The organism is Metabacillus sp. FJAT-52054, assembly GCF_037201815.1.
GTDB lineage: Bacteria > Bacillota > Bacilli > Bacillales > Bacillaceae > Metabacillus_B > Metabacillus_B sediminis.
In genome coordinates this window covers 633,829-654,011 of record NZ_CP147407.1, presented here as the reverse complement: position 1 = coordinate 654,011, position 20,183 = coordinate 633,829, and the positions used below count along the sequence as shown (strand labels likewise).

The window sequence follows — 20,183 nt, the reverse complement described above, 5'->3', positions numbered from 1 at the left end:
TGGAAAATAAAACATCGGAGGATGAATACTATGTCAAAAGAAAAAAGAGTTGAAGTTGAAAACGATGCAGCTGAAGGTGCATCGTTGAAGAATGTCCGTCCGGCCGTCGACAGTACCAAACCGTTTGGTGCCCACCTCCGTATGAGCTGGTGGAAGCCACTCGTAATTATCGGTGTGCCGTCGGTGATAATGGTGGTCCTGCAGATCATGCTTTACCAGGTCGCTGGTCTTATCGAGGGCAGCGCCGATCCGATGTCAGCTACCTTAACACCGTTGAAATTTCTTGCCGCCAACGTGAGCATAGCCGCCACAGGGATCTTGTCGGTCTTGCTCCTCGTCTGGATGACCAAAGTGCCGTGGCGCAGCCTTATCAGCTCACCTCGGGCATTCGACAGACGCCGCTTAGTACAGTACCTGATCGGCGCGGCACTGCTTGTGGGCGTTGGGATCGGTGTGATCGCGCTCGTCGCACCTGAGGCCCCGGGATGGACGACCTTCGGTTTCACTGGCACAACGATTGCTATGCTTGTGCTCACCCTCTTGTCCACTCCGCTACAATCCGTCGGTGAAGAACTGATGTATCGAAGCACCGTCATGCCAGCCGCCGCGTCATGGGTGCGTCCAGTCCTCCCTGCATTGGTTCTAGGAATCGTGGTCTCAAGCCTTCACTTCACGGTGATGCACGGTGCGTTCGACCCTTGGCTGTTTGGGTATCTATTCGTGATCGGCGCCTCGACAGGGCTGATGACGGTCATCAGCCGCGGCATCGAGGCGTCAATCGCGTTTCACGTCGCCAACAACGTCATGCTGTCGATCGTCAACTCGCTCATGGCGGGTGGCAAAGTATACACCTTGGACCGTTCCACTGAAACGGGAGATGCATCCCTGCTCATCCTTGCCGCCGTCAACGTCGCCATGGTCGCATTTGTCTGGATGCGCGAACGGCGGGCGGGCGTTGCCCAGCAGTTGGAATTGACAAATGATATGAAATAAATACGTAAAGTGAACGCATATTACAATCCACATACTAGGTATGGAGCAGGTATTTTTAAGAGTAACAGCCTTTACGTTTAATAGAATGCAACTTTTCAGGGGAGTGTTGCGTTTCATTCATGAAATGCTAGTACGATGATTCATGCCTCTAAAATCAATCCGTATGAAAGAATCAAAGTTTTAACATGCAATTGTTTATAGAAAAGCAGCAAACAAACATTTTCCATAAAGGGGTGACCGTCTATGTTAACTTCCAATCCGTTAAATACATCAGGAAAAACGGTAAGGAACGAAAAGGAGCCCGGATGGCCTGAAATCGGAATAATGGGCCTCGTCTATTTTGTACTTGTGCTCGGTGTTGCCCAAATTATTAATTGGACCACGGAGGATGCTTCAGTTATTAGCGGGATCAGTTTTGCTGCATTATCCGGCCTAGCCGGATTAGGTGCTTTCCTTGCTGCTTATATATTGCGTATTCGCTCCAGGGAAGCTTTCGGCATCAGGGGGACATCTGTACGATGGCTGCTGGCTGGCATCGGGTTCGGGATTGGTGTTTTGGTATTTACTCGTGTTTTTGCTCTGATTATGTACTATATAGGATTTACCGGCAGCACCCAGTCGTCTTATGAATCTGCAGCGAGCGGAGGAACACTCGCATTCATCGCTCAATTTCTGATGATTGCTGTATTGACACCGCTCGGTGAAGAATTTGCTTTCCGCGCCGTTTTAACCAATGCGCTGAAAAAATATGGTCCATGGATCAGCATTATTGGCAGTGCACTTATTTTTGCTACCGTTCACGGTTTGAATGAAGTATGGCTGTCTGCGTTCGTGACTGGTTTGGCCGCCGGCTATTTGTTTTACCGGACGGGCTCAGTGTGGCCCGGGGTGATCGTCCATGCAACCTACAATGGATCGATAACCATCCTGACTGCAGTTGTGGCTAGTTCTCTTTAAAGACTGGGCTCCTATCGTTGCAGAAATGATAAAAAAGGGGTAAGCCATGATGGAACCAACAATAAGTAAGGAACGAATGGATGTCATTGATTTAATTAGAGGGTTTGCGTTGATTGGTCTTCCTTTTGTTAATGTGCTGGCTCTTTGGAGAACAAACGTTAATTTGTCAGGAACGCAACAGGATATTTGGGTTCAGCGTTTCTTGTATTTGTTTGTTGAGGGACGCTTTTACGCTATATTTTCCTTTTTGTTCGGATTGGGGCTATGGATTTTCTTATCCAGGGCGAAAGAGAAAAGTGACCATCCATCTGTCCTTTTTATTCGGCGCATGCTGCTTTTACTTGCAGCAGGAGTCTTGCACCACCTAATATACGATGGCGAAACCTTGCTAATCTATGCCATAATGGGGCTTCCTGTTTTTTTTCTTAATAAGGCTCCAAAACAGATGAACCTATTGTTAGGTATAGCAGGAATTATTGTAGCGAGTTATCTTGAAAATAAACTGCTTGCCATTTTCCCCTTTTTTATATTGGGTCTGGCGTTCGGGCAATATCGCGTTTTTGAAAATTATATAAGTAATCGAAAGATGTGGAAGATGGCTGCTATTCTTTCATTTATAGCAACTTGTATTCTAGCCGTTTTTCTTTGGCAAGAGGCACCTGCCAATGGATCGGCTAACCGTATGACTGGTATTGAGTTATCCGAAGCACAGACCGACTCAAATGTTGCCTTTTATGCCTTTACAGAATTGTCCTTAGCATTTGCTCCGTTTTTCTCTGTATTTTACGTCAGTTTTCTTGTTTTGCTTGAACCCCATGTTCGGAAAATGTTATCCCCATTAAATGCATTCGGAAGAATGGCGTTTACCAATTACATTGGTCAATCGGTTATCCTGCTTATCATGGCAATGTTTATTCCAGCTAATACGGCAGTTTCCTACACGACTTCAGCGATAACGTGTCTCCTTGTAGTGATCGTGCAAATCATCGCTTCTTCGTATTGGCTTACGTATTTTAAATATGGCCCATTAGAATGGCTTTGGAGATGCGGAACGTATGGAAGCTGGCTTTCGATACGAAGATAAACAGATGCAAAAAATTCAAATTTAGAAACATAAAATTTGAAAGGAGAGAGTTATTTTTGCGCAATAAAAAGTGGTATTTCCCAGGAATTGCGCTGATCGTCTTGAGCTTCGCCGGAACGGCTTGCCAGCCGCTTAAGTTTGTCGACAAGTTGTCTGCGCACGAGCAAAAATGGGAGTTTACACAGGACGATCTGAGTGCGCTCACCATCGAGAGCGAATATGACGTGAACATGGAGTTCATCGCCAGCCCCGATGACACCAACTATGTGGAAGTCAGTGGCAATATGCAGCAAAACACGATCGACCAGTTGAAAGAGACGGAGATCACAGGGAATACGCTGGAACTACCACTGCAGAAGGATGTGAAATTAGCAGCACCTACCTATAAGTCTATTAAGACGAAGGTAATTGTAGCGCTGGCGGATGAAACCAAACTGCAGCAGATCAGCTATAAAGCGGACTCCGGCAACACCAGCTTTACCGGTTTGAAGGCGGAAAATATCGACTTGTCCGTTTCTTCCGGCAAACTGCGTGCGGAAGCTATCACTGCCGGACGGTTGAGTTTAACCTCAAAATCCGGGGATATTACGGCGGATCGAATCCAGGGGAATGCGGAAATCCAGCTGCACTCAGGCGAAATCAAGGTGGATGGGCTGAAGGGCGCTCTGGCGGTGCAGTCCACTTCCGGCAACGTTAATGTGACGGGGCAACGTTCGGATAACATGGATATCTCCATTCGCAGCGGAGATGTGACTTTGTCACCCGATCCGGAGTTCATAGGATTTTATGACTTGAAGACCACTTCCGGAGACATCACAGCTCCAGAATCCCCTAAAAAGACGGCAGATGTTATCAAGGTAAGGACCGTTTCGGGTGATATTCGGATCCGGTAATGTGGATCGTCAGTGAAACCACATGGTGAAAAAATTGAGGCAGGGTTTCCCATGTTGTTAATTTTATATATAGGAGTTGAGGAAATGTTCAAAGAGATACGCAGACGTAAAGCAGCGCGGCGGATCAAGGCCGGTAACGGGCGTCCGCTAAAGGATTTCCGCTGGTGGCAGCAGCTCTCCCGTGCACTGTTTTACCTCACATTGACAAACGATGATGGCCGGCAAGCAGTGTTCGCAGTTGACGTCCCGTATTGGCAGAAGTTTTTCTCTGCAGATGACGATAAAGGAACGGCACACCTATACCTCGATGGCAAACATTACGCCGAGTCTAAGCTCCCTGCCTCCTTCTCTGTTGCTGGAGGAACGATCGAGGTAGCGTCCACGGTCTTTGGCCTCAAACGCTGCCATTTCGTAACCGACGAAGGAACGGTGCACCAGCTTATCCCGGATGAAAGTTCCGCTGAAGGACGGCGTGCCCGTCTCGATCGCGAACACCCCACTTTGAGCCGCTGGATCAGTTTCATTTCCTTGATCATGCTTATTGTTCCGATGGTTTTAGCCATCCCTCAGATCATCGATGCGGTCACTCAGGTACCCGAGATCGCTCAGCGTTTCGGGACCTTCAACTCACCCATTTCTCTGCCGGCGTGGATCAACATTGGACTCGGCTTCTGCGCCGCAGCAGGGAGCGTGGAGCGCGCAACGCGACTGCATTGGAATGCATTGCTAGACGGAAACATGTAGCAGGTAGCACCCCATGTGATTCGATTTAAATACGCTTCCTTCATGGCTCAAATGCCCGCGTACACTCTCAATGCAATCCGGATGAAAATAACCATTCAAATTTGTAAACTCACACATCCGGCCGCCCCGCCGCACTCCCCGCATGACGAAACACAACATCCGTCACATCCTCAATCGGTGCCTGCACAAAAAATGGACGTGGCAGATCACATTATAGCAAGCAACGGGGACGGCTCTCAGCAGAACCGTCCCCGTGCCATACAGAATTGTTTCTTTTTCATAAGCTCCCTTTATTATTAGAGGGTTAAAATAACCGGACCGTTTTTCGTTAGAATAATCGTATGTTCCAGCTGGGCAACATAGCTCTTTTTAGTAGCAAAGGTCCAGTCATCTTCCAATTGGAACACTTCTTCTTCAGCGGTTGAGATAAATGGTTCGAAGGCAATGACCATCCCTTCCTTTAATATCTCATTATCCCATGGATCATTAAAATTTAAGATATGGTCAGGGGCTTCATGGATCGTGCGTCCAATCCCATGTCCTGTAAGGTTTTTGATAACGGTGAATCCATTCTCTCTAGCTGTTTCGAATACGGCTTTTCCGATTCTGCTCTTTTTGGAACCGGGTTTCGCTTTCTCCAAGCCTGCTTCAAATGCCTTCTTCGCAGTTTCACATAATCTCGTCAATACTTCTTCGCCTTTTCCCACTACAAACGAGATTCCTGTATCGGCAAAATAACCGTTCTTGGAAGCAGATACATCAATGTTGACGAGATCGCCTTCCTGGATCACCCGGTCACCCGGAATCCCATGTGCCACTTCTTCATTTACGCTAATGCACGTAAACCCCGGAAAATCATATTCGCCTTTTGGTGCTGAAACAGCCCCCGCTTTTTCAAAAAGCTCCCCGGCCCGATCATCGAGCTCCTTTGTCGTTATGCCAGGAACTGTTCGCTGCACCAATTCATCCCGAATGGACGCGACAATTTTGCCAATTTCCTTTAAACCGTTGAAATCTTCTTCTGTTTTCGCAATCATTTTTTGTACCTCGTTTTCTTTTTGACTTCTATACAGTCATTATTCCTTTGTTTGCTTTAAAATACCAAGCTTATGCTTCAGGATCAATCTGCCGTCTCCGCGCTTTCCTGATTTAACTCAAAATAATCTGGTAATTTAAACCTTTTATAAATAGCCCATTCTCTTTAGGTCTTCGTATACTATCCAAGAGAACTTTCTTCTCCCCTCGCTGTTTAAATGATCTGGATCGATAAAATATTCTTTTTTGTCTACGAATCTTTCATCACTCATATAATTTAATAATGGGACATCTAAATTAAGAGCTTCTAAATGCTGAAAAACGAGTCTACTCATTACTTTTTCATTGAAATAGCCTAAATAAGACTGATGTACGGGCTCCATGGTCAATACAACTTGGTAGCCTTTCCCGCTGCAAAAATCTACAATCTCTCTTAGCTGATTTACATTTCGTTCAATGTTATCGTTTTCAACTGCTTCTCGGTACTGTTCTTCTATTTTCTTTAACTTTCTCCCCGAATAATTTTTACCGTTATTTGCCCAAGGCTGATGAGAATTCCATTTTACTTTTTTCAATTTACCCGCGACCGCAGAATTAAAACTCCCACTATTTGTCCCTGGTAAGTACAAGTAACTGTAATAATCAATTAGATTAAACGGTTCAATTTCATTACGGTCTAAGACTTTATAATAATTGCCAATGTTCTTAGCCTCAGAATTGGCGAAAGTAATTTGAGAGATGGAAACGAGAACTACACCACCAGGTTTAAGATACTTGCCATACTCTTTCAACAATTTAAAGTCGTATTGAATGGTCTGAGAAGGAAGCGCTAAGTCCAGATGGGACAAACCAGTCGGCTTAAAATAATAACCATACATTGAATGAGATGCACCTAGATTGATGATATCAACAGGATATGGATGTTTCTTAAATGCCAGTATCGTATGGTCTATATTGTAATCATAAGAATCCTTCACAAAATTATTTACTGGCATAAACAGTAGGATAACAACACCCATGATAATTGTTAACTTGATGAATAATCGTCCCATAGCAAATCCTTTCAACACTGTGTTTCTTTTACCAAAATTGCTGCATGGCTAAAGTGTAAAATGCACCTAAACTTCACATGAAATTTGTATCTCGATTAAAATCCCCCATAAACAAATCCATTACCAGAAACACCAAATACAAGGACTGAAAAAATGAGAAAAATATAAAATGCAAATCTAGTGAATATTGAGTGCTTCGATAGAAATTTCCAAGTTGAAACATGGTTTCTTTCGATATACTGAAATAGTTGTAGAATACTAAAGAAAAAAATGAAAAGTAGTAAATCCAGTAACGGAAAAATTTCAAAAGCTTTAAATATTCCCACCGGGTTCCAGGAGCTAATGGTTAAGAAAAGCTTTGCATAATCAAATGCTTGTGCTAAGGAATCCGATCGAAAAAAAACTCTGGAAAAGCAGACTAGCAGGAAGGTTATTGCAATTTTCACCCACATATGGAGCACTGGAATTCTATCCAATTGAATATATGAAGTAATGCTTTGACGAAGAGACTTAGTAGCATCTCCAAACACGCGATAAAAACCATGAATTAGACCCCATAAAACAAAAGTCCAAGCGGCTCCGTGCCAAATTCCGCTCACTAAAAAAGTAATCACAATCGCTAAATAAATTTGACTTCTCTTCTTTTTCCCCTTACATAACGGGAAAAAAATATAGTCCCTAAGCCATGTTGAGAGCGTTATATGCCATCTGCTCCAAAAATCTGAAATCGAAACGGCGAAGTGCGGCTGCTTAAAGTTTTCTGTCAGTTTTATTCCCAGCATTCTTGCACAACCGATGGCAATGTCACTGCATGCTGAAAAATCAGCGAACAATTGTATCGAGAATAAAATAGTAGCTAGAACGATTTGTGAACCAGTCGGGTTAGGACTATCGTAAACACTAGAAACTATTGGAGCTATACGATCTGCAATTAAAGTCTTTTTGAAAAAACCCCATGCAATTCGCTTCATCCCATAGACTAAATTTTCATAATTTAAATGATGTTCAACTTTCAATTGTGGAATTAATTTTTTGGCACGTTCAATTGGCCCAGCAACCAATTGTGGAAAAAATGCAAAATATACCGAAAAATAACCGTAATGTCTTTCCGCTTTTTGCTTTCCATAGTAAATATCCACAAGATAACTCACTGCCTGAAATGTATAAAATGAAATAGCTAAGGGCAGGACAATCTCCTGGTAGGGTATGGTATAATTCCTATCCATGAATTCTGCCAACGCTCGAAGCGAGTCATTTACAAAATTAAAATATTTAAACCAACCGAGAAAAAACAACAATACGGAAATACCAATTAGCATGGCTTTTTTCTTCTGTTTTTTTGTCTCCTGTTTTTCAATCATGATTCCAGTAACATAAGTAAAAGCTGTGCTTCCAAGTAGCAATAGTATAAATTGAATACTTAAACTCGCGTAAAAAACGTAACTCGCGACTAATAAAAGAACCCATCTTAATCGATGGGGGATTAAATAATTCAAAAAAACGGTTATTGCGAGAAATAGAAGAAACTCAATTGATATAAAAGTCATCCAATCACCTGATAATAAATCACTTTATATTTTTTCTGATCCAAAAATAATCAAAGCTGCAGTAAATTGTACAATATGTCGACTAACGCTTACATATACTAGTGTGAATTCATGTTACTCCAATCTTTCACCTAGAAGGTGGTACACGCGGTTTTAGATCTCCGTAATTAATTCCTGATACTGGTTAAGGTGTCTATAAATTATCCATGTTTCGGAAGGTTTGAATAGAGGATTTTTCCGAAATGATTACGTGGGATTTCCTCAATTCTCATAATCTTAAAGCCCTTTAAGTTTAATTTTTCCTTGATTATTTTTTTTATCTGAACATAATCTTCTTTTAATGTGTAAATATACATTTGGTCATCTGTTCCAGCACAGATACAATCATGACCATGCTCATATAAAAATGCTTCTACTTCATCAAGGCTGATACGGTTTCCATAGACTTTAATCATTCTTTTGATGCGGCCTGTTATAAAAAAATACCCATCCTCATCAAAATAAGCCATATCTCCGGTACGCAAAATACCGTTATTCTCATCTTTTTTCGAAAGATCGAATAACGACTCAGCATACCCCAAAGAAACATTTGGACCTTTATATATCAATTCGCCCATCAAATTAGGCGCTGTAATTTTGTTTCCCTTGTCATCTTGAAGAATCAGTTCTCCACCTGGAATGGCGATGCCAATACTTCCGGCTTTTTTAAGATTATCTTCATATGGCAAATAGGTCATCCGCGCTGTAGCCTCAGTTTGACCGTACATAGTAAAAAACTGAATCCCTTTCTGATTACAGAAATGAGCAAATTTTCGCGATAGAGTTTCGCTTAATTTCCCACCTGCCTGAGTTAGTTTTTTTAAACTTGGAAGATTAAACTCTTCAAACTTCAGCCTATCAAGCATCTCATACATGAAAGGAACTCCACCAAAAGTTGTTACTCGTTGCTCCTTACATAAATCCCAAAACTTCTTTTTCATGATAGATTCATCCGTTACAATAATCGCGGCTCCGCATATTAAATGGCTGTTAATGATAGAAAGACCATAGGAGTAATTCATTGGAAGTGTTGTTATAGGTTTATCGTCTACATTGATGTCAAGATACTTTGCTATTGATTCAGCATTTTTAAAAATATTTTCATAACTTAAACGAACAAATTTGGGGCTCCCAGTACTTCCAGAGGTTGTTAAAAGGAGGGCAAGATGTTCATGAAGATCATGTTGGAAATAGGTCGGACATTTAAATAATGTGTAATCTCCATATACAAAAGAACTATCCATTATCTTTAAAAGATCTTTATTTTCGCTACTCGCCCAGATGTATGCAGGCTTATAAAGGCTAATCAGCCGAAGTAACCGATCAATATGAATGGATGCATCCAAAAGCACGGGGACAACACCACCTCTAATAAAGCCTACGTAGCCAAATAAAGACTCTTTATTATTTGAACATAAACAAAAAATGAGCGTCCTTTCACCTACTTTACCGCAGATAGCATCAGATATTTCTAACATTTCAGAGTAAGAATATTCTCGGTCAGCATATGCAGCGGTGTGGTTTCCAAACTGCTCCATTTTTTTGAAGCTATTCATTAATAAAGTCCACTCCCAAACGTTTCAATAGCTCAATTCCCGACTGGTAAGAATTGAATTCTGTCATCCATTCTGAATCTAATGAGACATCAAATACATCCTCAATCTCAGAAATGAGTGCCATATGTCCGATTGAATCCCATTCTGGCGTTGCTCCAAGTACTAAATTCTCACATACAGCATCTTCCTCTATATCCAACCCATTAATAAAAGCATTTCTATATTTCTCGATATTTCTCATTATTTACATCCTTTCAATAATTTCTGTCTCTGCATCTAGGTGAAGAAATACTTTCTATAACTAACTATTTCCAGTATCTGGAAAGTATATGATTATTCACTTGGGAATCATAAAAACTTCAGCTCGATTTCTTAAATAGTCAAAAAAGCACTCCAGCTTTCAAAAATTATTTTGGATAATCGTAGAAGATATCATGAACAATGCGCTACTGGTATATAAAATTTTCTTTGACACACCACTATTTTCACACTATCAATACCTCTTATTGATAATAGTTATCATTCCAAATTTGATTCTAGCATATCGCCTTTTTAAAAAGCAAGAACTCTAGCAGACTGGTAAAATGTGTTATCTCTTTTCGAGTCATGTATCCTTTTTTTGTTCTATACTTTTCTTGTGAATTGCTCTGAATTTTTACATCGAGTGATGAATCGAATTGAAGTAAAAAAACTCCAACAAATAGAAGCAGGTTCCCCCTTAAAGGGTGACCTGCATTCTTTTAAAACTATTTGTGCTTCTACCTCAACACGGCTTGGACTATGATAACAGATTTACTTGAGAACTAACTGAGAGACACACTTATTGGAATGAAGACGTCATCCATCGAATTAAGGGCACAGAAAATCCGCATAAAGCAAAGGATAATGAAGAAACTTTCGCAAATCCAGGAGATCCACAAGACGAAAATGGCTGGGCCCAAACCGTAAAACGCCTTAACGAAGTCATGAATGAATTAAAAACCGTTATCGCGGAACTAGATGACGAAAAGCTAAAAGCTCCGTATGCAGCGAACAGGTACTCTGTGGAGCACTTACTCAGCAGCGTCATGATGCACGATTCTTATCATATTGGGCAAATTGTTCTGCTGCGGAAGCTACAATCTTCTTGGGGTGGGATTGATTGGTCCTAAGTACATCATTAGCTGCCTTCATCGCCCAGCTGTAGATGCAGATTTTATTATTAGAAGGCTCCATTTGCAGAAGGTACCCCCTCCAATCAGATGCAGCAATAAGGAGCTGGGCTTATGCCCAGCTCCTTATTTTTTTAAAGTACAAAAGACCTTCTTGCTTAGATAAGACTCTATTATCAATAAGTATATGGCTGTTGTTCTGGTATCAGAGAAAAATCGTAACCGCAGAGTAAAGCAAAAATAAACTCATAATCAGCCGAAATGATCTGTCATATTTCACAAAAAACTTTTTAAACAGGGAGCCAAACCCGGACCATAAAAGCAAGGCTAACCATCCCAGAAAAATAGATATAAACAAGTAAATACCGATAGATTTAAGAGAATCATTAAATGGTAAAATGAACGCACTCAGCACGGTTAAGAAAAACAATATGCTTTTGATATTGATGAGCTGAAAGATAAATCCTGAAAGGAACGAGGTTTGCACCTCTCTGCCATCCTTCTTCGAACCCTTTGGCCTGCTGATCTGCCAAGTTAAGTATAAAAGATAGGCCGCTCCCGCAATCTTAAAATATGGCTCCAAAACAGGAATCCATTTGTACAGGCCTGCTGTGAAGATTCCGCTTAGTATCCCCAATACCGCAAATCCTGCCAAAATCCCGCTTATAAACCGCCATGATCCAATAAAACCAAATCTTCTCGCTTCATTCATCATTAGAATGTTACTGGGTCCAGGAGTAATGGATGTAATGATCACATATGAAAGAAACGCTACTATACTCATAAACTTCACCTTCTATGAACGAATTTACTATTCTACTGTTTTATTGTAAGATGAAACGATCAATTAATAAAATTGAAATTAAAAATTCCATTATCATTTTTTTCGATAAATGAAGCAGAAAGGAGAAAACCGATGGAAATCAGGCACATTCTAACATTTCAATCTATCGTAGAAATAGGCAGCTATACAGGTGCGGCTGCGAAACTGGGCTATACGCAATCCACCATCACTTCCCATATACAGGCACTGGAGCATGCGATAGGCGGTGAACTTTTCACCTACACGAATCGAAACCTGCAGCTTACTCATCTAGGCAGGGAATTAATCCCATTAGCAGAAGATTTACTTTCTGCTCACGATCAGATCAAGAGCATGAAGAGCACAAAAGAAGTGAAAGGCGTATTAAAAGTAGCGGCACCCGAGTCTTTAACCATCTCCAAGTTAGCGCCAATCATCAAGGAATTCTCCCTCAAATATCCCCGTGTCAAATTAATATTAACCAACGGGACATGCGGGCAAAATCAAATGAACTTGATTAGCGGACGGGTAGATGTAGCCTTCATGGTCTATCCGGAAGTGAAACATGAAAAATGCCTACACTATTCTCTGGGGGAAGAAAAAATCGTACTAGTGAGCAGCAAGGAAGGCCCGGACCATTTTAACGAATATAACGGCAGCCACTATTTCATCACCAATGAAGAAGGCTGCAGCTACCGCTCCATGTTTGAAAGATATCTGATCAAGCAAGGAATCCACCATTTTCAAACAATGGAGCTTTGGAGTATCGAAGCCATTAAACAAATTGTGATGAGCGGACTTGGATTTTCCGCCCTGCCTTACATGACAGTCAAGGAAGAAATCCAGAACGGCAAACTGAAAATCTTGCATCACTCTGGAACGTTCGATCCCTTTTATTCTCATATGCTCATAAAAAAGAAAAAGTGGCTGTCCCCGGCAGTAGAGGCGTATGTTGAGGTTGTCATGAAAACAATTGGGGATACAGAAGAAATGCACAATCTGGGGTAATAATCAGCTAGTTAAATAGAGGGACGAAGCGGCAGTACAGCGCAATCCAGTATTATACCTGAACCCAATATAGAATACTCGCGTCCTCCCATGGTCCTTTTACTTCCCCCATGCTTCATGTCAACGCGGAGGTGGGTGTATGTTTATTTTGTGGAGGATGATCCGTTAGCCATTGGCAGATACAGATACCTACCTTTTCTCGATTGCCATCCGCAAATTTGAAATAAGACCAAGAAGCAAAATGAATGAACAGACCATTTTTTCAAAAGGTGTCCCTAATAATTGAAGGATCAATCCGAAAGCCCAGATTGCCGCAAAAAACCAACAGATCACGGTTATAACTCTTTTAAACGGATTAGGAATAATTCCGCCGGCAAGCAGCGTAAAAACTCCGCCAAAAACAGCAATAAAGGCACTGATCACAGATATCGGAAGCTGAGCAGAGAAGGATTCAGACCGCCCCCCATTAACCCATGTAAAGGGAATAGTGCCGCTTATGATTAAAACATGGAGTAAGATTGTCAGAGAGTAAAAACTAATCCCTATGAATACAGCTGTATTCATGTTCATTTTTCTGAGCAGTTTTAACATATAATCACTCCGCTTTTGCTATTTTGAGCATCTTGTGAAAAATTGCTACATCCTCCTCAATGCTTATGAATGAGTCCAGCAAAAAATACTACAGGCTATCTTAAATGAATGAATAAGCACAGTTCCTAGTTTCTTATAATTTATGAAAATACAAAAACCCCGAATAAGGGGCTTCTTTAAAGATGTCCATTATTCGGGGTACAGTATAATAGTGGCCAGAAATCCTAGATCAGACTGGATATGAAAATTCCCTTATCATCCCCGAAAAACCTCAATCGAGGAACGCACAAAAAATGAAGGATTTATACTCCCGGCACCGGAGTGGCCCTGAACGCGTTTACAGTCCTGTCCATCACAACCTGGGCATCACTTCCCGAATCAAGAATCATATTTTGAAGCGATTCTTTTTCTACCAATACGGTTGTTACGGTAAGCGGCTCTGCTGCTTCGGTCGCGAGCAATGCTTCTACTTGTGCAGCGTAACAGGAGTCGCTTGTGTTTGCATGAACCTCCGTGGCCACAACATGATTCGTTGAAATATAATTTCCGTTACCCGAAGCAATTCGCATGATGACCAGTGTTGCACCTTTCGGCTTGATGTTATGAACAACTTCAGAAAAGTGATTGGCAATCACAGAATTATGATGGCCGCTTATATAAAGGAGACCATACTCATCATCCAAGCCATTGTCTACGTCCACAAAGGGAGTCCACGGTTCATGGTCACGCAAAAAGTGATTGGAAGAAACCAGGTTTTCTGAACAATCCCCCGTCAATACCACCATTCCGGGATAAAAGGAATGAAGTCGATTATTCGTGATACTGGAACGTGTCACACCGTCCAAATAGATACTGCTCGCCCCTCGCGGGAAAATGTTATTCGCTGTAATCAAAAGTCCGCCAAAGTTTTGAGCGTAAATGGAATATCCTTTAAAACCGGCTCCAATAAAGTTATCCGTAATTTTTGAAGCCTGTCCCCAGCCTCGCAGTTCGATGCAGTTCCCGCATTCCGCTATGAAATTATAATGAATAGACAGGGCATCTGCATGATAAATCGTGATGCCATGCTCTAAATACACAAACCCCATGCCTGTAATCCGGAAAGAGTCACATGCACTTGCCACATAAATGCCCGTTTTCCCGTTCGTATAGGTGTTTTCCGGATTGGCCATTCCTGAACCATCCTCCACGAAATGCAAACCATCAATACAAAAGTTCGAAAACTCCACCGAGCTGATCCGGGGATTGCCGCTTCGCTCTACATAAAAGGCTGCCCCTTTAGATTCCTCATCATTTTCTTCCAGGGGAAGATCGACAAGTATACGGCTTCCGCCCGGCCACAATTCATGCATATCCGCCCATTCCTTTTCAGAAGCATTAAAACGAATACTCGAAGAGGTAAACCCGTGCCCAGAACCCATAATTTTAAGAAAACTGATATCGATCACGACTTGACTGACAAGATGATAATCCCCCGGCGGAATATAAATAACCGCCCCCGGCTTTCCGCCTTTGTTTACATCAGTGTTCTTCTGCCTATTTTTTATATCAGTTGATTACTTCCCCAATATCCTCATACGGATTGCCGATTGGCTGGGCATCAATAAATTCTCCTATCATTATAAATTGTTTGTTGATAACGCTTACAAATGTAAACTGATTATGCGATGACTTCTGTTCCTTTTATCCCCTTAATTATAAAGCGCTCAAAAATTATTGGAAATTCCAAATTATTTTGAATTGGTTATGTATTTTCAGATTTCATCCACAAAGCACGGGAACGGTTCCCATGCTTCCGAAGCAGTAGAACCGTCCCCGTGGTTCCATGTGCAACTTGCCATAGTGCTGCACAGAATATTGTCTTCCAGAAATTAACAAAAAGGAAAAAGTGAAACTCAACATTATAGAGTTTCACTTTTCAGGAGAATTATTTGTTATTATTTATTTCTAATTCTGATAAATCAATAATAAAGATTTCCGAATCTTTAACTAGATATAAAATATCCTCTCGGCCTTTTGAGTGATCATATTCTAATATTTTTCCGTTTTCATCAATAGTCTGAAATTTTTTAATCTCTTTATTTGATAATGAGTATAGACTCACCTCGGGTTTTTTCTCATAGTCATGATTAAAAAGAACAAAATTATCGTTTATTGCGAAACCATTACTCCCTCGTATTCCTAATTCTTCATATAATTTGTACTCTCCGCTCTCGTATATACTAACCAAGGGGAATTCAGTGTAATAATAAACATTAATATTTTTACTGGTGACATTCAAAGCATAGCAATCAGTAATAAACGGGATTATTCTGTTATTTTCCTGAACGAATTCTACAAAATCAAAAGTTAAATTACCATAAATATCAAAACAGTTTAACTCATCACCATCACTTTGTTCATAATAGCTCACCCAAATTTTAGAGTCTATGGTCGTTTGAACATCTTGAATACCATTACCGATTTTAAATGTATAAAGTAATTTACCATCAGAGTCATATACGCTTGCATTATTCTCATAGATTTCATCTGAGCCACAAACAAATAACCACTTATCTTCTATAGGTTGAACATAACTAAAAAAATCTTTAACTTCTGGGAAATTTATATTGATAACACTGTTATCACTTGTAAAATGAAATACTTCATGTTTAAATTTACCATTAACCTTTTTTTCTAATAACAGTATGGGATTCCCATGATAATCAACACAAAATGTAAAATCATCACAATCCTTCACATAGTCTTTTACATTATATAAGAGTCTTGCTTTAATAGAATTCATATTTCCTCCAAAATTTTAATGGATTATAGGCATACTATAATAGTATGCCTCTTTTAAATTATTCACAAATAGTCGTACTGTACGAATTGGTGGTAATCATCATACCTAAACTTATATCTTGGAAAAGAAGTTACAAGTCCCCCGCCTTTTTCAGTGACAGCATACACATAGAAGTCTTTTCTTCCATACCGATCAACGCCTACTGCATTTTCTTTGGAAAGGTACCTACCATCTTTCCATTGCTTATTCTATCGATCCCAATCTTTAAAGGTTGTTTTGAATTTATCTTTCTCATGCTTTCCAAGCATTTGAACCGTCCCCGTGCTTTACGCTAACCTGATGAATTGTTCTAATAGCTTATAGAGTTTTCCTTCATCAATCGACCTATTTCAAAGATTGCTGCAATATCAGCATTTTTCACTTGGGATAATATAAATCCATCCTCTTTTCGATAATAATTGACCCCATCGCAATCCACATAATCATAAACAGCACTTATATCATAAATATATTCTGGCGTAATACTACCTTTCCCTTGAAGTATCCCAGTCGATATTGAGTGATTTCCTCCATGAACCCAAACGATACCCATTGGCAACCATAAGTCTACACTATGATTGTAGTCTTGCTGCCACGCTCCATCTAATCTACCTTTACCAATTCTAGCAATACAATTAACAAGTCTCGATGTCTTCCAAGGCCAAGGTAATACTAAATCATGACTTAACAAAACTGTTTTTTCTTCTTTTAACTCTATTATTACATCCTTAAATTTTTCCCCATCCAGTGCAAGCATCAATTCTTGATTGAAAAGGACCTCTTCTGGAAATAAACTAGGTAATTCTGATTCATTTTTTTCAAAGAGCAAATTAGTTAAATACTTGGTTTGAATTCTTCTCCCAACTAATCTAACGACATCAATTAATGGATGTTCTAACTCTTTGCATAACGGACCACTTTTGTTTTCTAGCTTCTTTGTCTGCTCTAAGACAGAATTAGCAAACTCCATGATGCTATCAAAATCTTTTTTATTCTTCATTTCATTTATTTTATTAAGTTTATTATTTAACTGGTGATTTGTATTTTTTTCCTTTATCTTTTTTATTCTATTGAACATTTACTGTCCCCCCTTAAGTAATGCTTATGAATGAGGTAGGTAAAAAATACTACAGGTTTTCGTAAATTAATGGATAAGCACGGGGAAATGTTTTGCTTCTGAAGCAGCAGATCTGTCCCAGTGAATTCATATACTCTTTTTGACGGATATTTTCCTTGACTTTATTTATAATTGTTAATTGTTTTCTTTATCAATTTTTATATCCTATCAAATTTATCCTTACAAAGGATTACCTTTAACCACTTTGTAATTATTTACATATAAACCACTTTATATAATAATAGAGTGAAAGATTACCACGGGGTGAAAGAATGCGAGAAGCTTTGCATGTAATTGATAATGAACTTATTAAACTGCCTTATTCTGCACCAGTTGAAGAAGTAACCAATTTCAAAAAGCTTGCAAAAAAGGAAATCTATCAGTGTCCTTATTGCCAAGCTAAGTTGATTGTAAAATATGGAGAGGAAAAAGGTCTTTATTTCTCTCATCAACACTTAGAAGCATGTGAAAAATCTAGGATTGTCGATCATGCAGAGAAAAAATACACGAAGCAGATTGAAAGGGAATCTAAATTTCACAAAGTTCTCACAGACATCATCTTAGACGAATTAATAATGAAAGCAAAAATAAATAAAGATATGTTCGTTAATGTTGGATACAGGGAAAAAACTGACTGGAAGGAGTATCCTGACATTTTTGTACAATTACCCAAGAAGGAACTGGCCGTATCCGTCATTACAAATGTAAGTCCCTTAGATGACACTAAATTGGCTCGACAGATTAAAAAAAGGCACAACTATTTTATTGATAAAGGTGTAGAGCCTATTTGGTTCATTGAGAAAAAAGAGCAAGCTATCGAAAAAGATAAAAACAGCATCATATTATGGGATGCGGAACTTTCTATTGCCTTAAAAACAAAGGAAGATGCACAGTGGGACAGACATATTTCAAGTGAAATAAAAGATCAAAACTTCTTTAAATTTTTCAATTATCCATCTAACATAGAGAACGTCGATGTTCGGAGTCTATACTACATTTTTAATAACGATGAAAATGTAGTCGTAAAGGTTCAGCGCTTTCTCAAAGATCGTGTAGAAAAACCACTAAGGGCATTCTTAATAAATGAAGGATATGAATTGGCCTTCGCTGAAGCGCTAGCTATTGAAGACGGTTTTAAACTTAGCAATCCAGATATAGAATCAGAACAAAGAAAAGCTTTCCAAGAAACAATCAATCAAAAAAAGAAAGCATTTGCCGAGCAACTAAGATATGAAGAGGAAAAGAGAAGACTACGTTTGGAAAGTGAACAAGAGGATCGTAAAAGAAAGGCAGAGGAAAGGGAGCTAAGACTAACAGAGCTTCTTGAGCAACGTGCGGATGACAAAATAACCTATGAACTTAATTATAGTGAGTTAACTCGACTATTAAAGAAAAGAATAGGTATGAATCAGACAGAGCAAATGGAGCTTTGGAATAAACACATGTCTAAAATAAAAAAGCCTAGCTTGGTTTGGAGTATAGTAATTGAAAACAATTGCACAAGTTTTAATGAATTACGAAATCTTTTGGAAAGTAAATAAGTAAAGCAGCATCCTGTTGAGGTATGCTGCTTTTATATTATTGGTTATTTAGTATGATATCTTCTTTTATTTGTTCAAATTAGCGCAAAATGCATAAATGGCAATTCGTTTAATAAGAAACTTAGTGCTATATGGTAAAATTAGCTTACTTAATATAAATTTGGCGGTGTTTATATGCAATATGAACGGTTAAGTGATTTCGCTGAAAAATGTCCTTACCTTTTGTTTGACTTTCCTTTGTATACCAAAGTGAAAATTAATACATCTGCTGAAACAACAGAAGATATGGAGATTCTAGACTACAACGAAGATGATACACCCAATATCGTTCGCCACATACATTTTTTAGAGAATAAAGACGTTAGATACCTAAAAATCTTAGCCACACAGGAAAAAAATTTCTATTACTATTGCCCTTTTTGTAAAAGAAAACTTCAAATCATTCACAAGGGTTATAAATTAGAAAATGAACTTTCAGAATCATTACTTACAACTTATTCGTATATGTTCAGCATGTCAGATGAATTTGAGGAATATGATGAAGAGGCAGCGAAGGTTTCCATTAAGAGATTTGAAGAATTTACAGAGCAACTATTTGACGAAAATAAGGTTCTGAAAATAAATTTAGAATGTACTTCAAAAGATAAACATAAATTATATGTAATATTTCAATTGACTGAGGATAATTATCTAATAAAGGTTGGACAATATCCTTCAATTCTAGATTTTGATAATTCTCTAAAAGAATATAGGCAAGTTCTAAAAGACAAGAGTGTAACTAAAGAATTAACCAATGCAGAAATTTTAAAAACACATAATATGGGTGTCGGAGCCTTTCTTTATTTGCGTAGGATTTTCGAAAAATTAATTCTTGAACAATTTGAACAAGCCAAACTGGCAAATGATATAGATGTTCAAGTATTCAATGATGCTAGTACTGAAGATAAAGTAAAAATATTACACGAAAAGGGTTATGCTCCTACTTACATGGCAGAAATAAATCCCTTTATTTACTCTATCTTAAGTAAAGGTGTTCATCGGCTAAGTGAAAAAGAATGTAATTTGCATTATGATACTCTTAAAGAATCTATATTACTAATCCTTGAAGAAAAAGTAGCGATGGCACGAAAAGAAAAATTAAAAAAACTTACAAAAAATGAGCTAAATAAAATACATACTAAATTATCTAGTAAGTCAGTAAAATTGGTTAAAGAAGTTGCCGCTACTGAGAAAATTAAGGAATTATAAC

19 protein-coding genes and 2 pseudogenes are annotated in these 20,183 nt (G+C 39.2%); 9 read left to right on the top strand and 12 right to left on the bottom strand.

From position 1 onward, the window contains the following. Nucleotides 1-30: 30 nt before the first annotated feature. From WCV65_RS03570 to WCV65_RS03550, 5 genes are all read left to right on the top strand, one after another. Nucleotides 31-993 carry a type II CAAX endopeptidase family protein gene (locus WCV65_RS03570; RefSeq protein WP_338780125.1) on the top strand — a complete coding sequence of 321 codons (963 nt, stop codon included), beginning with the start codon at nucleotides 31-33 and terminating at the stop codon, nucleotides 991-993. Between the two features lie 243 nt (nucleotides 994-1,236). Beyond that, nucleotides 1,237-1,950: a type II CAAX endopeptidase family protein gene (locus WCV65_RS03565; RefSeq protein ID WP_338780123.1), complete on the top strand. Its 714-nt coding sequence runs from the start codon at nucleotides 1,237-1,239 to the stop codon at nucleotides 1,948-1,950. Nucleotides 1,951-1,999: 49 nt separating this feature from the next. Then, nucleotides 2,000-3,034, top strand: coding sequence for a DUF418 domain-containing protein (locus WCV65_RS03560; RefSeq protein ID WP_338780121.1), 1,035 nt, complete (start codon nucleotides 2,000-2,002; stop codon nucleotides 3,032-3,034). A gap of 56 nt (nucleotides 3,035-3,090) precedes the next feature. Beyond that, nucleotides 3,091-3,927, top strand: a complete 837-nt coding sequence (locus WCV65_RS03555) for a DUF4097 family beta strand repeat-containing protein (RefSeq protein WP_338780119.1) — start codon at nucleotides 3,091-3,093, stop codon at nucleotides 3,925-3,927. Between the two features lie 12 nt (nucleotides 3,928-3,939). After that, nucleotides 3,940-4,671 (top strand): hypothetical protein, encoded by a 732-nt coding sequence (locus WCV65_RS03550; RefSeq protein WP_338780117.1) that lies wholly within the window; start codon nucleotides 3,940-3,942, stop codon nucleotides 4,669-4,671. A gap of 48 nt (nucleotides 4,672-4,719) precedes the next feature. Here the strand turns inward: WCV65_RS03550 and WCV65_RS03545 are convergent. The 6 genes and pseudogenes from WCV65_RS03545 to WCV65_RS03520 all read right to left on the bottom strand — a co-directional run. Beyond that, nucleotides 4,720-4,876: pseudogene (locus WCV65_RS03545) on the bottom strand (tRNA-dihydrouridine synthase); the annotation flags it as partial. 91 nt (nucleotides 4,877-4,967) lie between these two features. Then, entirely contained in the window at nucleotides 4,968-5,708 is a 741-nt protein-coding gene (gene map / locus WCV65_RS03540; RefSeq protein ID WP_338780115.1) for a type I methionyl aminopeptidase, read from the bottom strand. Nucleotides 5,709-5,852: 144 nt separating this feature from the next. Beyond that, a complete protein-coding gene (locus WCV65_RS03535; RefSeq protein WP_338780113.1) occupies nucleotides 5,853-6,773 on the bottom strand; it encodes a hypothetical protein in 921 nt (306 codons plus the stop codon). An 80-nt stretch (nucleotides 6,774-6,853) separates the two neighbouring features. Further along, on the bottom strand, nucleotides 6,854-8,119 hold the full coding sequence (locus tag WCV65_RS03530; protein WP_338780111.1) for an MBOAT family O-acyltransferase: 1,266 nt from the start codon (nucleotides 8,117-8,119) through the stop codon (nucleotides 6,854-6,856). A gap of 386 nt (nucleotides 8,120-8,505) precedes the next feature. Continuing rightward, nucleotides 8,506-9,900, bottom strand: a complete 1,395-nt coding sequence (locus WCV65_RS03525; protein ID WP_338780110.1) for an AMP-binding protein — start codon at nucleotides 9,898-9,900, stop codon at nucleotides 8,506-8,508. Continuing rightward, nucleotides 9,893-10,141, bottom strand: a complete 249-nt coding sequence (locus WCV65_RS03520) for an acyl carrier protein (RefSeq protein ID WP_338780108.1) — start codon at nucleotides 10,139-10,141, stop codon at nucleotides 9,893-9,895. Before WCV65_RS03520 ends, WCV65_RS03525 begins: the two co-directional genes overlap by 8 nt. A gap of 598 nt (nucleotides 10,142-10,739) precedes the next feature. On the opposite strand from WCV65_RS03520, the pseudogene WCV65_RS03515 reads away from it, so the two are divergent. Next, nucleotides 10,740-10,940 (top strand): annotated as a pseudogene (locus WCV65_RS03515) (DinB family protein); the annotation flags it as partial. Between the two features lie 25 nt (nucleotides 10,941-10,965). On the opposite strand, the gene WCV65_RS03510 reads toward WCV65_RS03515, so the two are convergent. Further along, on the bottom strand, nucleotides 10,966-11,115 hold the full coding sequence (locus tag WCV65_RS03510; protein ID WP_338780106.1) for a hypothetical protein: 150 nt from the start codon (nucleotides 11,113-11,115) through the stop codon (nucleotides 10,966-10,968). Between the two features lie 141 nt (nucleotides 11,116-11,256). Next, nucleotides 11,257-11,835: a LysE family transporter gene (locus tag WCV65_RS03505; RefSeq protein WP_338780104.1), complete on the bottom strand. Its 579-nt coding sequence runs from the start codon at nucleotides 11,833-11,835 to the stop codon at nucleotides 11,257-11,259. Nucleotides 11,836-11,967: 132 nt separating this feature from the next. Between WCV65_RS03505 and WCV65_RS03500 the strand changes: the two genes are divergently transcribed. Further along, nucleotides 11,968-12,861: a LysR family transcriptional regulator gene (locus tag WCV65_RS03500; protein WP_338780102.1), complete on the top strand. Its 894-nt coding sequence runs from the start codon at nucleotides 11,968-11,970 to the stop codon at nucleotides 12,859-12,861. Between the two features lie 189 nt (nucleotides 12,862-13,050). Here WCV65_RS03500 and WCV65_RS03495 read toward each other — a convergent pair whose 3' ends face one another. From WCV65_RS03495 to WCV65_RS03480, 4 genes are all read right to left on the bottom strand, one after another. After that, nucleotides 13,051-13,452: a hypothetical protein gene (locus WCV65_RS03495; protein ID WP_338780100.1), complete on the bottom strand. Its 402-nt coding sequence runs from the start codon at nucleotides 13,450-13,452 to the stop codon at nucleotides 13,051-13,053. Between the two features lie 302 nt (nucleotides 13,453-13,754). After that, a complete protein-coding gene (locus tag WCV65_RS03490; RefSeq protein ID WP_338780098.1) occupies nucleotides 13,755-14,804 on the bottom strand; it encodes a NosD domain-containing protein in 1,050 nt (349 codons plus the stop codon). A 575-nt stretch (nucleotides 14,805-15,379) separates the two neighbouring features. Next, complete coding sequence (locus WCV65_RS03485) at nucleotides 15,380-16,237, bottom strand: hypothetical protein (RefSeq protein WP_338780096.1); 858 nt, start codon at nucleotides 16,235-16,237, stop codon at nucleotides 15,380-15,382. A 349-nt stretch (nucleotides 16,238-16,586) separates the two neighbouring features. After that, complete coding sequence (locus WCV65_RS03480) at nucleotides 16,587-17,354, bottom strand: DUF6710 family protein (RefSeq protein WP_338780094.1); 768 nt, start codon at nucleotides 17,352-17,354, stop codon at nucleotides 16,587-16,589. A 311-nt stretch (nucleotides 17,355-17,665) separates the two neighbouring features. Here WCV65_RS03480 and WCV65_RS03475 point away from each other — a divergent pair, with 311 nt between their 5' ends. After that, on the top strand, nucleotides 17,666-18,934 hold the full coding sequence (locus WCV65_RS03475; protein ID WP_338780092.1) for a competence protein CoiA family protein: 1,269 nt from the start codon (nucleotides 17,666-17,668) through the stop codon (nucleotides 18,932-18,934). Between the two features lie 174 nt (nucleotides 18,935-19,108). Beyond that, complete coding sequence (locus tag WCV65_RS03470; protein WP_338780091.1) at nucleotides 19,109-20,182, top strand: hypothetical protein; 1,074 nt, start codon at nucleotides 19,109-19,111, stop codon at nucleotides 20,180-20,182. Nucleotide 20,183 lies beyond the last annotated feature (1 nt).

Coding starts and splice junctions, on each gene's coding strand:
- WCV65_RS03480 (WP_338780094.1), bottom strand. CDS start 17,354: ATGTTCAATAGAATAAAAAAGATAAAGGAAAAAAATACAAATCACCAG.
- WCV65_RS03525 (WP_338780110.1), bottom strand. CDS start 9,900: ATGAATAGCTTCAAAAAAATGGAGCAGTTTGGAAACCACACCGCTGCA.
- WCV65_RS03520 (WP_338780108.1), bottom strand. CDS start 10,141: ATGAGAAATATCGAGAAATATAGAAATGCTTTTATTAATGGGTTGGAT.
- WCV65_RS03475 (WP_338780092.1), top strand. CDS start 17,666: ATGCGAGAAGCTTTGCATGTAATTGATAATGAACTTATTAAACTGCCT.
- WCV65_RS03530 (WP_338780111.1), bottom strand. CDS start 8,119: ATGATTGAAAAACAGGAGACAAAAAAACAGAAGAAAAAAGCCATGCTA.
- WCV65_RS03470 (WP_338780091.1), top strand. CDS start 19,109: ATGCAATATGAACGGTTAAGTGATTTCGCTGAAAAATGTCCTTACCTT.
- WCV65_RS03505 (WP_338780104.1), bottom strand. CDS start 11,835: ATGAGTATAGTAGCGTTTCTTTCATATGTGATCATTACATCCATTACT.
- WCV65_RS03495 (WP_338780100.1), bottom strand. CDS start 13,452: ATGTTAAAACTGCTCAGAAAAATGAACATGAATACAGCTGTATTCATA.
- WCV65_RS03490 (WP_338780098.1), bottom strand. CDS start 14,804: ATGCATGAATTGTGGCCGGGCGGAAGCCGTATACTTGTCGATCTTCCC.
- WCV65_RS03500 (WP_338780102.1), top strand. CDS start 11,968: ATGGAAATCAGGCACATTCTAACATTTCAATCTATCGTAGAAATAGGC.
- map (WP_338780115.1), bottom strand. CDS start 5,708: ATGATTGCGAAAACAGAAGAAGATTTCAACGGTTTAAAGGAAATTGGC.
- WCV65_RS03570 (WP_338780125.1), top strand. CDS start 31: ATGTCAAAAGAAAAAAGAGTTGAAGTTGAAAACGATGCAGCTGAAGGT.
- WCV65_RS03565 (WP_338780123.1), top strand. CDS start 1,237: ATGTTAACTTCCAATCCGTTAAATACATCAGGAAAAACGGTAAGGAAC.
- WCV65_RS03560 (WP_338780121.1), top strand. CDS start 2,000: ATGGAACCAACAATAAGTAAGGAACGAATGGATGTCATTGATTTAATT.
- WCV65_RS03510 (WP_338780106.1), bottom strand. CDS start 11,115: ATGGAGCCTTCTAATAATAAAATCTGCATCTACAGCTGGGCGATGAAG.
- WCV65_RS03485 (WP_338780096.1), bottom strand. CDS start 16,237: ATGAATTCTATTAAAGCAAGACTCTTATATAATGTAAAAGACTATGTG.